A 13,528-nucleotide genomic window follows, 5' to 3' on the forward strand; every position below is an offset into this window, starting at 1 on the left:
CGAAAAAGTAGCGTTTTTATGTTAAGTCAGAAAAAATTAGTTGGCCACTTCGGCGCGCATATCTTTTCCTTTGAATTTCTGAGTTTGTAAACCTTTTAGAACTTCATCTTTAAAAGATTTTTCAACTTCGAAGAATGAGAATTTTTCTAGAATTTCTATATCACCTATGTCTGCACGTTTCTTAGATTTAGCCGTAGCTTTATTGATGATTTCTAGCATGTCCATTTTCTTTAAATTGTCTCTTTTACCAAGGTTAAAGAAAAATCTGGTCATGTTTTCGTTTCTGCGTTTTGGTTTTCCACCTCTTTCTCTTCCTCCGTCTCTGTCCGAACGTCTTTCGCTTCTATCTCCTCTGTCTCTTCCTCTATCTCTTCCTCTATCACGGTCACGATCTCTTCTGCTGCCTCTGTCATCTCTGTCATTAGATAATTTTTGGTCTGCCAAGTCTTGTTTGTCTTTGTAGAAAAGCGCTAAGTCTCTTAATTGTAATTGTAACAATTTATGAACCAATTCTTCTTTAGAGAATGCAGATAAATCTGGGATAAGGCTGTCGTCAAAAGTGAAAAGCTCTTCGTGTTCTGTAAACAGTTTTTCGAAAACACCTTCTACTTGAGCTTTGATGATTTCTTCACCCGTTGGAATTTTCTTCTCTACAATTTCAATTTTTGTAGAAAGTTTGATTTGTTTTAGTTTTCTAGATTCTTCAGGTTTAATTAAAGACATAGAAATACCATCTTTACCAGCTCTACCAGTTCTACCGCTTCTGTGTACGAAAACTTCTGGGTCATCCGGAAGCGAGTAGTGAATTACGTGCGTAAGAGAATTTACATCTAAACCTCTAGCTGCTACGTCTGTTGCAACTAAAATATCGATGTTTTTCAAACGGAATTTTTTCATTACCGTATCTCTTTGTGCTTGAGATAAATCACCATGAAGTGCATCTGCTGCATAAGCATTTTGCATCAAGAAATCTGCAACTTCCTGAGTTTCCATTCTTGTTCTACAGAAAATAATAGAATACTGATTAGGATTGGCATCCAATAATCTTTTTAGAGCTTCTTTTTTCTGTCTGTAACCTACCACATAATATTCGTGCTTAATGTTTTTCTTAACTTCGTTAATAGAACCTACAGAAATTCTGTGTGGATTGGTCAAATAATTTTTGGTAATACGTTCTACTTCTTTGCTCATTGTAGCAGAGAAAAGTAACGTTTGTTTTTCAGAAGGAGTTTCGTTTAAAATAGTTTCCAAATCATCTTTGAAACCCATAGAAAGCATTTCATCAGCTTCGTCTAAAACGAGCCAATGGATTTCTGAAAAATCTAAAGCTTTTCTACCAATTAAATCAATTACACGTCCTGGAGTTCCTACAATAATCTGTGGTTTCTCACGAAGTGAACGAATTTGGTCTGTAATACTGCTTCCTCCATAAACTGCGGTAGTTTTTAGGTTAGGAAGGTACTTTGTATAGTTTTTAATGTCTTTGGTAATCTGAAGGCAAAGTTCACGAGTAGGGCAAAGCACTAATAACTGGATTTTACGACTTGCGTCGTCTATCATATCCAGAATCGGAAGCGAAAATGCTGCTGTTTTGCCTGTTCCTGTTGCCGCAAGTGCGATGAGATCGCGAGTATCCGAAAGGATAAAAGGAATAGTCTGTTTCTGGATTTCTGTCGGCTGTTCGTAGCCGAGTTCGCCAATTGCCTTCAATAAATCAGGACTTAAATTGGATTCCGTAAATAAATTCATTTAAAGATCGTCTATAATAATTAAGCGGCAAAGATAGTGATTTTATTTTTAATAAAAAATTGCGTAAAAAAATCAATAATTAATAAAATCAAATTTTGCTACTTATAAGTACAAAAGCTAAAGCCAAAATCGCTGGTAATGCTTGTACAAAAAATATTTTTCTAGAAGCAGAAAGTGCACCATAAATTCCTGCTATGATTACACAACCCAAAAAGAAAAGTTGAATATTCTTTTGCCATTCTGGATTTTCTATAAAAAAGCTCCAAATTAAACCTGCTGCCAAAAAACCATTATACAAACCTTGATTGGCGGCTAATTTTTTGGTAGGTTTAAAGAGTTCATTTGGCAGAGAACCTTTGAAAGTTTTCTTGCCAAAGTTTCCCAAGCAAACATCTCCATATATAAAATGTAAAGATGTTCTAGGGCTACTAATGCGACTAAAATGGTGGAGAAGATTTGCATATATTAAAATTTTATGAATTAAAATTAATTGTAAATGTTAAAGTGAAAAAAGAAATACTAATTTTTAATTTTTTGTTATTGATTTTGATGTAATGTGATTAAAATTAAATCTTGTTGAATTCAAGTTCTATTTTATTTTTCTCTATTATTACATCTGAATATTTGGTGATGATTTTCTTTTTTTTCCAGAAGGGATAAAACAAAATACTAGATTTACCAATATTAACAGTTTCTCCATTTGAATAAATAATTTCTGTAATTTCTTTATAAATATAATCTCCTTTTATATGTAATGTCGTTTTAATTTGATTAGTCAATAAGTCAAATACTCTAATTATTCCATTTTCCAAATTGTTGTAATCTTCACTAAAATGGCTGTGGTTTAGTCCAAAACCAACAGTTAATTCATCTTTATTCATGGACAACCAAAAATTTGAATCTTTCAACTCCAAAAATTTTGTTTCATGTCCTTGAGAAAAAATTACTCTTTCGCAAAGTTTTTCTTTCAGCAAGTTATAAATTTCTTCAAATTTTTTTTCGTGAGTTTTCATTTGACAATAATATTAGCTCATAAATTTAAGCTAAGTAAAAGTTTTATTGAATTATCATTTTCGAGTGTTCTAATTAACAATAGTTTTAATAGTTAAAGTAATTCAACTAAATTACTAAAATAATCAATAATAAAATTGAAAAGTAAAAAATCGTCACATCACTGCAACGATTTTATAATTTATAATTCATAACTCATCACTGAGTTTAGCTTGTTCTAATCCATTTCCAAAGTTCTTTAAAAGTCGCTTTGTTGCCGTACATTAGAATTCCTACTCTGTAAATTTTGGCTGCCAAATACACCATTCCTAGCGTAGAAATCACCAATAAGAAAATAGAAAGTGCAATTTGCCAAACAGGAACGCCAAAAGGAATTCTCGCAATCATCGCTACTGGTGAAGTAAGCGGAATAATAGATAACCAAAAAGCCATCGGTCCTTCTGGATTATTGATTATCCCAAAACTTCCGTACATTCCCAGCATCAATGGTAAAATACCAATCATGGTAAATTGTTGGGTTTCGGTTTCATTGTCTACAGCAGAACCTATCGCTGCATACATAGAACTGTAAAAAATGTAGCCCAATAAAAAGAAAATGATAAACACAAAAATGATAATTCCGAAATTCATGTCCAAAAGAGAATGTGAAATTTCTGCGAAAACGCTTTGAATATCTAATTTATCCAACGGAATTTCTTCTTGCTGAGGAAGATTTCCAGAAATTTTAGAAAAACCTTGGTTAAAGAAAATAGCGCCCAAAATGGTCATGGTAATCCAAATCGCAAATTGGGTTAAAGCGACCAATGTAACACCCAGAATTTTGCCCATCATGAGTTCAAAAGGTTTTACAGAAGAGATGATGATTTCTACCACTCTGTTGTTTTTTTCCTCTAAAACACTGCGCATTACACGAACTCCGTAGATGATGATGAACATAAATGTCACGTACATTAATCCCATACTCAAACCAGATTTTACCCCAAAAGCAAGTGTGCTATCTTGTTTGTTATTGTCCACCACATTTTTGGTGTTGATTTCGAAGTTTTTATCAATATTTTCGATTTGAGCTTCTGTAAGTCCTAGATTTTTGATTTTTTCTTTCTTAATCACTTCAGACATGGAAAAGGCGATGTTTTGCTTCACATCAAAACCAATATTTTTATTGACCAGAAGTTGGGTTTGTTTTTGTAAATTTTCAAAATTTTGGTCTTGCAATTTGGGAATAATAAGCAGTCCATCTACATTGTCTACCATTTCTGGAAGTGTATTCGTTAAAGCTTGTTCTGTAGATTCTGGCAGATAAATAAACTTCACATCTTTTGGCGTTTTCATGTTTTGTTGAAAGACGCCACTTTTATCGATGACATTAAAAGTATATTCGGTTTCATTCGCCTTGAGCATAAAAGCAATTAAAGCACCGAATCCTATCAATAGAATTGGTGCTAAAAGCGTGAGAATGATAAAAGATTTCTTTTTAACCTGTGTTAAAAATTCTCTTTTGGTTATGATGAAGATATTTTTCATTTTGTTGCTTTCGGCTTTCTGCAATATGCATTCTGCCTTATATTTTTTGTGAAAAATTAATAATTATAAACTGCTGATTGCTGATTGCGGAGCGCTTACTGCTGTAATAAAAACTTCATTCATGCTCGGAATTTTTTCGTCAAAACTTCTGATTTTTCCAGCTTTCATTAAATCATTGAGCAGAAGATTTTGGTCTTCATTGTAGTTTAAGTCAAATGAAATTAAACCATGTTGGTCATGAATATTGACCAGTTGATACTGATTTTTCAGCTTTTCTAAATTTTCAGCAATTACATCAGACAAAACTACGTTGAATAGATTTTGCTTGAATTTTTCTCTTACTTCAAAGACTTTTCCGTCAAGAATTTTTCTGGATTTATTGATGAGAGCCACACTATCACAAAGTTCTTCTACACTTTCCATGCGGTGAGTAGAGAGAATGATGGTGGTTCCTTGTTCTTTCAATTGAAGAATTTGGTCTTTTACTAAATTTGCATTCACCGGGTCAAATCCAGAAAAAGGCTCATCGAGTATCAATAGTTTTGGTTGATGCAATACAGTTACCACAAACTGAATTTTCTGCGCCATTCCTTTAGAAAGTTCAGAGAGTTTTTTGTTCCACCATTGGTCAATTTCTAAACGGTCAAACCAATATTTCGCTTGAGATAGTGCATCTTGCTTTTTCATTCCTTTGAGCGCTCCGAAATAGAGAATTTGGTCGCCAACAGTCATGTTTTTGTACAATCCTCTTTCTTCCGGCATGTAACCGATGTCTTTAATATGATGAGGATTAAGTTTTTCTCCATTGATGAAAACTTCGCCAGAATCTGCTTGTGTAATTTGGTTGATAATTCTGATGAAAGTGGTTTTTCCGGCTCCATTTGGACCAAGAAGTCCATAAACAGTAGCTTTTGGAACGTGAATGCTGAAATCTTGCAATGCAATTTTTTTTCCAGCACTATATGTTTTGGTAACGTGATTTGCTTGTAGCATTATAGTTTAAATTCTAAAGAATTAGTTGCGAAATTACGGAATTGTTACGAGATAAAAGAAGATTTAAAAGCAATACTAATAATACAATTATTTGTTTTATATGCTCTGTCGTTCCTACGGAACTTTATTTGTTTTGTCTGAATTTTACTACAAACGTTTCGTTCCTACGGAACTCACTTTTTTAAATTTTTAAAAAAATTAAATTACTTTAATGAAAAATAGTTAAAATTTAAATCTTCTATTTTCAACATCCAACATCTAACATCCAACTTATTTATAAATCTCCACTTCTATTTCTCCATCTTCTGTAATGGCACCTCTGTACATTCCAGAAGTATTAAATGGCATAGCGATATTTCCGTTTTTGTCTAGCGCAATTAAACCACCATCACCGCCCATTTTTTCGATTTCGTCTATGGTTTCTTGAGCTGCGGTTTTCACATCTTTATTCAAATATTGAATTTTTGCTGCGATGGTTCTTGCTGCAGTAGAACGAATGAAAAATTCGCCCCATCCTGTTGCAGAAATTCCTACATTTTCATCAGCATAAGTTCCTGCACCAATAATCGGTGCATCGCCAATTCTTCCATATTTTTTGTTGGTCATTCCGCCAGTAGAAGTTCCTGCTGCCAAATTCCCAAATTGGTCAAGAGCTACACAACCTACGGTTCCAAATTTCTGGTCAACGATGAAATAGTCAGGTTTTGAATTTTCTGCTTTTGGATTTTTTAATTTTTCTAATTCTTTTGCTTTTTGAAGGGATTTCCAACGGTTTTCTGTCCAGAAATATTTAGGATTTACGATTTCTAACCCTTGCAATTTAGCAAATTGTTCCGCACCGTTACCAGAAAGCATCACGTGTTCTGATTTTTCCATTACCGCAATCGCTGCTTTTATAGGATTTTTGATGGTGTGAACTCCTGCGATGGAACCTGCTTTTTTATCTTTTCCATTCATAATGGCGGCATCGAGTTCATTCTTTCCATCATGTGTAAAAACCGCTCCTTTTCCAGCGTTAAACAACGGAGAATCTTCCATCACTACGATGGCTGCTTCTACCGCTTCCACGGAAGTTTTACCGTTTTTAATTTCTGCATAAGCTTTTTGAAGCGCTTCGGTGAGTTTTTCTAAATATTCTTCTTCTAACTCGGGAGACATTTTTTCTCGGATGATGGTTCCTGCACCACCGTGAATAACAACTACGTATTTTTTTTGAGCCATTAGAAATAAAGAAAAGAACAGTCCGAAGAGTAACGCTAATTTTTTCATGTTGAGATATAATTTCGTGTGGCTCAAATTTAGAAAAAATTAAGCACTATTTTTGATTAATCAGCATTTTTAAATAGACTGTATTGAAATAATTCTCGGTCTACTTTTTTTTTCCAAGCTTCTTGTTTTGGATTTTTTTGGAAGAGAATTTTTTGCCCAATTTTAATGTAATAATCTTGATTATCTGCGTCAAATTGGTTGGAAGCTTTTTCTTTCATTACATTCCACTGCTGAATTTTCTTTCGGTAAATAGAAATATTGGTTACGTTTTTTTGTCTGAGACTTTCTACGGATTTTCTCATTTTTCGAGCATATAATTCGGTGAGGTCAAAATGAATTTGCTCGTGTTGTAAAACATAATCATTTTTGAGAAGCATCCAAGATTCATTAGGGTCAAAATACGTTTTAATAGAAAATTCAGGTACCGAATTTTTATTTCTTTGAAGTGATGAATATTCTATTCTAATGGCACTTATTGCTCCTAAAAATTGCTTTCGGTTTACTTTAATCGTGTCATTGTTTTCCGCTTTAAAATCTTGAATTTTCAACTTTTTATTTTCTTGCCAAAGAATAAATTTATCTTTCACAAAAGAAAAACTCATAAGCGAAATAAAGCCAATGAAAAAGAATATATTTTTGAGAATTTGGTTTTTCATACTTTTTATTAAACAATTTTTTTGCCAAAATAGTATGAAAAAATCCAACTGATATTTCAGTTGGATTTTTGTATTTATCCATAAATTTTTAAGAGAACATGTCTCTTACTTTGTCAAAAAATGATTTTTTCTTTTCCAGAAGGTTCTGCTTGCATTTGTCCGGTTTTCATTTGCGTTTCGAAGAACTCTTTTTGTTCTGGAGTGAGTTTTTGAGGAGTCCAAACGTTTACATGTACAAACATATCGCCTTTTCCGTAAGAATCTATGCTAGGTAATCCTTTTCCTGCTAATCTTAAAATTTTGCCAGATTGCGTTCCTGCATCAATTTTAATTTTAACTTTTCCACCGACGGTATTAATTTCTTTAGAAGTTCCCAAAGCTGCTTCGGCAAAAGAAATATAGAGTTCTTGGTGTAGATTATCACCTTCACGTTTTATAGTAGCATCTTGTTCTTCTTCGATAACTACTAATAAATCTCCTGGAATTCCACCAAAAGGAGCGTCATTACCTTTTCCACGAACGTTTAATTGAATTCCGTCTCTTGCTCCCGCTGGAATTTTGATAGAAACTTCTTCTTCTGATTTGATAAGTCCTTCAGAATTGGCTCCTGCAGGAATTTTATCTGCAATTTTACCTAAACCGTTACACGTTCCACAAGTGGTTTGCGTTTGCATTTGTCCGAACATGGTGTTCATTATTTTAATCTGAACTCCGCTTCCGTTACAAGTGGTACACGTTTTAGAAGTAGCTCCTTCCGCTACTTTCATTCTTTTTACTTTTATGGTTTTAGTGGTGCCATTCACCATTTCGTCGAGATTTAATCTAATTCTAACTCTCAAGTTAGAACCTTTGATTTGATGGCTTCTTCCGCCACCACCAAAACCGCCGCCACTGAAATGTCCACCGAAAATATCTCCAAATTGTGAGAAAATATCTTCCATGTTCATTCCGCCACCGCCGAAACCGCCGCCGTAACCACCACCTGCAGCTCCGCCAACTCCAGCATGACCGAATTGGTCATAACGAGCTTTTTTATCGGCATCGCTTAATACTTCATAAGCTTCTGCAGCTTCTTTAAATTTTTCTTCTGCAGATTTATCTCCCGGATTTTTGTCTGGGTGATATTTGATGGCCAATTTACGGTAAGCCTTTTTGATTTCGTCTGCGCTGGCTGATTTTGATACGCCTAATATTTCGTAATAATCTCTTTTTGACATCTTATAAGGTGAATTATTTCTTGTGAATTCGCTACGCTATGAGTTGGTGAATTTTTTAAATTGACTCACTGAAATTCACTAGCGAAGCAAATTTGACTATTTTTAGTTTCCTGTAACTACTTTTGCAAATCTAATTACTCTATCATGCAACTGATAACCAGTTTCTACTACATCTACAATTTTTCCTTTTAGTTCCTCAGAAGGAGCAGGAATAGAGGTAATCGCTTCATGGAAATCTACGTTAAATTCATCACCAGCATTTACTTCAACTGTTTTTAAACCTTTGTCTGATAATGTATTTTTGAATTTTTGATAAATCAATTCTACACCTTTCAAGTCTGATTCGTTGCCGCTTTTTGCAATTTCTTTGATGGCTCTTTCAAAATCATCTAAGATAGAAAGCATAGCAATCATCATTTCGGTATTTGCATATTGTGCAAACTCCATTTTTTCTTTCAAGGTTCTTCTTTTATAATTTTCAAACTCTGCATACAAACGAATGTAACGGTCTTTTTCTTCTGCCAAAAGTTCTTCTGCAGTAGGTTGTTCTGTCACACTTTCTGTAGTGTTTTGTTCGTTTTGTAGATTTTCTTGACCTTCTTTATTTAAATTTTCTTCGTGTAGTTCTTTGTTTTCGCTCATTTCATTAGAATTTTCTACTGCAATATTTCAAAGATTTTGCCAAAGAGTAGTTTAGGAAAAATTGGCAGAAAAATTTCAATTTTAAATAAGTTTTTAATTAGAGTTCTTTTTTAGCCCTTATTGAAGCGGTTGCCACGCAGTAAGTTTTAGGAGTAGAAATGGAGGAGGAGTAAAAGCGGAAAGTAGCTTCTCGGCTTCTAAAAATTATAAATTATTTTCCTGTGAATGTTTGATACAATAAGTAAAGATTTAGAACCACGATGATGATGGAAATAATCCAAGCAAGAGTTTTCAAAGCTGGTTTATTCACAAATTCTCCCATTTTTAGTTTATCACTTGTAAACATGACTAAAGGAATTACCGCAAAGCTGAGTTGCATTGATAAAATGACTTGACTTAAAACCAATAAATCAGTAGTTCCTTTTTCACCATAAATAATGGCAATAATAAACGCTGGAACGATTGCTAAAAGTCTGGTAATTAATCTTCTGAGCCAAGGTTTTAATTTAAGATTTAGGAATCCTTCCATCACGATTTGTCCTGCTAAAGTTCCTGTAAGTGTAGAGTTTTGTCCGGAAGCTAATAAGGCTACTGCAAATAAAATACTGGCTAAACTGGTTCCCAAAATAGGAGAAAGTAATTTGTATGCATCATGAATATCTGCTACATCTTTGTAACCAGAATAATGGAAAGTGGCCGCCGAAACAATTAAAATGGCTGCATTGATAAAAAAGGCGAAAAGCAACGAAACAGTACTGTCTATGGTTGCGAATTTTATCGCCATTTTTTTTCCTTCAGAAGTTCTAGGATAAGCTCTGGTTTGTACTAAACTGCTATGTAAATATAAATTATGAGGCATAACTGTCGCGCCTAAAATTCCAATTGCGATATACAACATTGAAGGATTAAAAATAATATCTTTCTTCGGAAGTAGGTTGCTTAAAATAGGCATTATTTCTGGTTGACTTACTAAGATTTCGTATAAGAAGCAAGCAAAAATGACGAAAATAAGTCCTGCAACAAAACTTTCGAGCCATCTATAACCTTTGGATTGAAGCATCAAAATAAGCAAAACATCAATTCCTGTAATTAAAATCCCAACAGGAAGCGGAATTCCGAAAAGTAAATTCAAAGCAATTGCGGAACCGATAACTTCTGCTAAATCACAAGCAATAATGGCAATTTCGCATAAAACCCATAAAATAAAATTTACCGTTGGCGAAAAATGGTCTCTGCAAGCTTGTGCTAAGTCTCTTTCGGCTGCAATTCCCAGTTTTAAAGATAAATGTTGAAGGATAATTGCAAAAATATTGGATAAAAGAATTACGGATAATAAAGTATAACCAAATTGTGAACCTCCTGCAATATCAGTTGCCCAATTTCCTGGGTCCATATAACCTACAGCTACCATTAAACCAGGACCGGCAAATGCAAAAAGTTTCTTCCAGAAACTGCCATCAGTAGGAATGTGAATAGAAGCAAAAGATTCTGATAAGGAGTTTTGGTCATTATTTCTTCTCCAGGGTTTTTTCATAAATGTTAGATTATTCTAACAAAATTAGTTAAATATTTCTTATTCTGAAAATAAATATGAAAAAAAACGCTTAGAAAATTTTCTAAGCGTCTATTATTGAGGGAATAATTTTAATAATTATTTGGCAAATCTTAATGCTATTTTTCTGTCGATGCCTCTTTCTTCATCAGTTGCAGTAGCAGGTAAAGTTGCAAATTTACTTCCGTAACCTTCTGCATTTACAATTTGTTTTTCTAAGCCAGCTTTAGTCAATTCATTTTTTATAAAATCTGCTCTTGCTTGAGAAAGGGCTAAATTTTCAGTTTCTGTTCCAGATTTGTCTGTGTAAGCACCGATTTTAATTTTTACTTCGGGATACGCTTTTAAAATTTTAATAAGATTAGCAATTTGTTCTTTTCCAGATGTTAATTGGTCTGATTTTCCAGATGCAAAGTTCACTTGGTCAAATTCATACCAAGTAGATTTTAACGCATCGTCATCTTTAGCATTTTTATAATTTTCTGCTTTTAAAAATGTAATCATTCTATCTTCTAAACCATCAGAAACCACTTGTAGAGAATTTCCTTTGAAATCAATTTTTTTCTGAGCATCTGATAAAGAATCAGCTGGAATAGGTTCTGGAATTATAGTAACGTTTTCTGTTGCGGTTTTAGTTTTAAGAACTTCTTTTTGAGCTAATTGGTTCCACAAAAACCATGCAACAATACCAAGAACGAGTAAGGGAAGAAGCCATCTCCAGAAGGAACTTTTTTCTGAGTTTTCTTGATGTAAGATTTTAACTTCTTCTTTGGTTTTATGAGTAATTGGAGCAGAAGTTTCAACCAGAGTTTCTGTATTTTTTTCAAGTAAATTTTCTAAACCTAATTGTTCTAAAGACATTCCTGCAGGTAATAAAGCGGGGATTAAGTATCTGTTTTCGGCTAATTTTGAAAGAATTCCTTGGTCATCTAATCCGTTTTCATGTGCGCATTTTTTTATTCCTTGGAGTGTGGCAGCAGTTGCAACTTTTAAAAGGTTTTCAGCCGAAGATTTATTGATGTTAGCATACTCAGAGACATGAGAAAGGATGTGTTCACTTTTTTCTCCTAAAATTTTAGAAATAATATTCTCTATTTCTGGACTATTTCCTGCTTTTTCGAGTAAATTTTCAGAGAAATCGAGAGATGAAGCTTCAAGAAGTGCGTTAATCACATCATCTTGTTTAGAATGTTGGGCAAAAACTCCTAAAACCGCTGGAAAAAGACTTCCTAAAGCTTTTGAAACATTTGATTCGCTTTCTCCTAACTGAATGGCAGCTTCGGAAATTAATTCTTGATTTAATTGAGGTTTTATAAGGTCAATGAGTGACATGGTGTTGGTATAAAAAATTAACGAAGTTAAAGTTAAAAATTTTTTCCTTTACTTCGTTAATTCTTAAAAAATATGATGAGAAATTAATCTTCTCCTTGAAATCTTAATAAGCCTTTGCAAAAAGAACTCTTTTGTTAGAAGGTTTTCCTGTAATCAAAGAAATTCCTTGCTCTTCTTCTGCATCTAGAGGAATACATCTGATGGTAGCTTTGGTCTCTTCTTTGATTTGCTCTTCTTCTTCAGAAGTTCCGTCCCAATGTGCAGCAATGAAACCTCCTTTTTCTTCTAACACTTTTTTGAATTCTTCGTAAGAATCTACTTTGGTAATATGTTCGTTTCTATACGTTTCTGCTTTTTTGTAGATGTCATTTTGAACGGTAACCAATAGTTCTTCGATGTAATCTTCGATATTTTCTAACGAACGAACTTCTTTGGTTAGGTTATCTCTTCTTGCAATTTCTACCGTTTTATTTTCTAAATCTCTAGCGCCCATTGCAATTCTTAATGGAACTCCTTTTAATTCATATTCTGCAAATTTCCAACCTGGTTTGTATTCCGTTCTATCGTCATATTTTACAGAAATTCCTTTTGCTTTTAATTTGTCAAAAATGTCATTAGCTACCACAGAAATTTCAGCTAGTTGCTCTTCTCCTTTGAAAATAGGAACAATTACTACCTGAATTGGAGCCAATTTTGGAGGAAGTACCAAACCAAAATCATCTGAATGTGTCATAATCAAGGCACCCATTAATCTGGTAGAAACGCCCCAAGAAGTAGCCCAAGCAAATTCTTGTTTTCCTTCTCTATTGGTGAATTTTACATCAAAAGCTTTAGCGAAATTTTGTCCTAAGAAGTGAGATGTCCCAGCTTGAAGCGCTTTTCCGTCTTGCATCATCGCTTCGATACAATAGGTTTCATCTGCACCTGCAAATCTTTCAGTTGGTGTTTTAAAACCTTTGATTACAGGAATCGCCATGAAATTTTCTACTACATCAGCATAGACTTCTAGCATTTTTTCAGTCTCCTCGATGGCTTCATCTTTAGTTGCGTGTGCAGTGTGACCTTCTTGCCAAAGAAACTCAGAAGTTCTTAGGAAAAGTCTGGTTCTCATTTCCCAACGAACAACATTTGCCCATTGATTGATAAGAATTGGTAAATCTCTATATGATTGAATCCAAGATTTATAGGTGTTCCAAATAATTGCTTCAGAAGTAGGACGAACAATCAGTTCTTCTTCTAATTTTGCTTCTGGGTCTACGATTAATTTATGCGGATTGTTTGGGTCAGTTTTTAGTCTGTAGTGAGTTACTACAGCACATTCTTTGGCAAATCCTTCTGCATTTTTTTCTTCAGCTTCGAATAAGCTTTTCGGGACAAAGAGCGGGAAGTAAGCGTTTTGGTGACCAGTTTCTTTGAATTTTTTGTCTAGTTCTGCTTGAATTTTTTCCCAAATTGCATAACCGTAGGGTTTAATCACCATGCTTCCTCTTACACCTGAGTTTTCCGCAAGGTCTGCTTTTACTACAAGTTCGTTATACCATTTGCTATAATCTTCACTCCTTGTTGTTAATTTTGCCATTTTT

General features: G+C 33.8%; 10 protein-coding genes and 2 pseudogenes. All 12 read right to left on the minus strand.

Going from position 1 to position 13,528, the window contains the following annotated elements; translation table 11 throughout:
• Positions 1-36: 36 nt before the first annotated feature.
• On the minus strand, positions 37-1,749 hold the full coding sequence (locus KKQ79_RS01820; RefSeq protein WP_213188712.1) for a DEAD/DEAH box helicase: 1,713 nt from the start codon (positions 1,747-1,749) through the stop codon (positions 37-39).
• An 88-nt stretch (positions 1,750-1,837) separates the two neighbouring features.
• Positions 1,838-2,211: pseudogene (locus KKQ79_RS01825) on the minus strand (DUF1304 domain-containing protein).
• 104 nt (positions 2,212-2,315) lie between these two features.
• Complete coding sequence (locus KKQ79_RS01830) at positions 2,316-2,762, minus strand: hypothetical protein (protein ID WP_213188713.1); 447 nt, start codon at positions 2,760-2,762, stop codon at positions 2,316-2,318.
• Positions 2,763-2,967: 205 nt separating this feature from the next.
• Positions 2,968-4,284 (minus strand): ABC transporter permease, encoded by a 1,317-nt coding sequence (locus KKQ79_RS01835; RefSeq protein ID WP_213188714.1) that lies wholly within the window; start codon positions 4,282-4,284, stop codon positions 2,968-2,970.
• A gap of 63 nt (positions 4,285-4,347) precedes the next feature.
• Positions 4,348-5,277, minus strand: coding sequence for an ABC transporter ATP-binding protein (locus tag KKQ79_RS01840; RefSeq protein ID WP_213188715.1), 930 nt, complete (start codon positions 5,275-5,277; stop codon positions 4,348-4,350).
• A gap of 270 nt (positions 5,278-5,547) precedes the next feature.
• Positions 5,548-6,546 (minus strand): isoaspartyl peptidase/L-asparaginase family protein, encoded by a 999-nt coding sequence (locus KKQ79_RS01845; RefSeq protein WP_213188716.1) that lies wholly within the window; start codon positions 6,544-6,546, stop codon positions 5,548-5,550.
• Between the two features lie 56 nt (positions 6,547-6,602).
• Entirely contained in the window at positions 6,603-7,202 is a 600-nt protein-coding gene (locus tag KKQ79_RS01850) for a hypothetical protein (RefSeq protein WP_213188717.1), read from the minus strand.
• 88 nt (positions 7,203-7,290) lie between these two features.
• A pseudogene (dnaJ, locus tag KKQ79_RS01855) lies at positions 7,291-8,419 on the minus strand (molecular chaperone DnaJ).
• Positions 8,420-8,521: 102 nt separating this feature from the next.
• Complete coding sequence (locus KKQ79_RS01860) at positions 8,522-9,061, minus strand: nucleotide exchange factor GrpE (protein WP_213188718.1); 540 nt, start codon at positions 9,059-9,061, stop codon at positions 8,522-8,524.
• Between the two features lie 211 nt (positions 9,062-9,272).
• Positions 9,273-10,595 carry an Nramp family divalent metal transporter gene (locus KKQ79_RS01865; protein WP_213188719.1) on the minus strand — a complete coding sequence of 441 codons (1,323 nt, stop codon included), beginning with the start codon at positions 10,593-10,595 and terminating at the stop codon, positions 9,273-9,275.
• Positions 10,596-10,712: 117 nt separating this feature from the next.
• Positions 10,713-11,945, minus strand: a complete 1,233-nt coding sequence (locus KKQ79_RS01870) for a DUF937 domain-containing protein (RefSeq protein ID WP_213188720.1) — start codon at positions 11,943-11,945, stop codon at positions 10,713-10,715.
• Between the two features lie 103 nt (positions 11,946-12,048).
• Positions 12,049-13,524: a proline--tRNA ligase gene (gene proS, locus KKQ79_RS01875; protein ID WP_213188721.1), complete on the minus strand. Its 1,476-nt coding sequence runs from the start codon at positions 13,522-13,524 to the stop codon at positions 12,049-12,051.
• Between the last annotated feature and the right edge of the window lie 4 nt (positions 13,525-13,528).

Source organism: Cloacibacterium caeni, from assembly GCF_907163125.1.
Classification (GTDB): domain Bacteria; phylum Bacteroidota; class Bacteroidia; order Flavobacteriales; family Weeksellaceae; genus Cloacibacterium; species Cloacibacterium caeni_B.

What these genes read in the sequence shown, in the direction of transcription:
- KKQ79_RS01820 (WP_213188712.1), bottom strand. Translation starts at nt 1,749, where the DNA reads ATGAATTTATTTACGGAATCCAATTTAAGTCCTGATTTATTGAAGGCA.
- KKQ79_RS01830 (WP_213188713.1), bottom strand. Translation starts at nt 2,762, where the DNA reads ATGAAAACTCACGAAAAAAAATTTGAAGAAATTTATAACTTGCTGAAA.
- KKQ79_RS01835 (WP_213188714.1), bottom strand. Translation starts at nt 4,284, where the DNA reads ATGAAAAATATCTTCATCATAACCAAAAGAGAATTTTTAACACAGGTT.
- KKQ79_RS01840 (WP_213188715.1), bottom strand. Translation starts at nt 5,277, where the DNA reads ATGCTACAAGCAAATCACGTTACCAAAACATATAGTGCTGGAAAAAAA.
- KKQ79_RS01845 (WP_213188716.1), bottom strand. Translation starts at nt 6,546, where the DNA reads ATGAAAAAATTAGCGTTACTCTTCGGACTGTTCTTTTCTTTATTTCTA.
- KKQ79_RS01850 (WP_213188717.1), bottom strand. Translation starts at nt 7,202, where the DNA reads ATGAAAAACCAAATTCTCAAAAATATATTCTTTTTCATTGGCTTTATT.
- KKQ79_RS01860 (WP_213188718.1), bottom strand. Translation starts at nt 9,061, where the DNA reads ATGAGCGAAAACAAAGAACTACACGAAGAAAATTTAAATAAAGAAGGT.
- KKQ79_RS01865 (WP_213188719.1), bottom strand. Translation starts at nt 10,595, where the DNA reads ATGAAAAAACCCTGGAGAAGAAATAATGACCAAAACTCCTTATCAGAA.
- KKQ79_RS01870 (WP_213188720.1), bottom strand. Translation starts at nt 11,945, where the DNA reads ATGTCACTCATTGACCTTATAAAACCTCAATTAAATCAAGAATTAATT.
- proS (WP_213188721.1), bottom strand. Translation starts at nt 13,524, where the DNA reads ATGGCAAAATTAACAACAAGGAGTGAAGATTATAGCAAATGGTATAAC.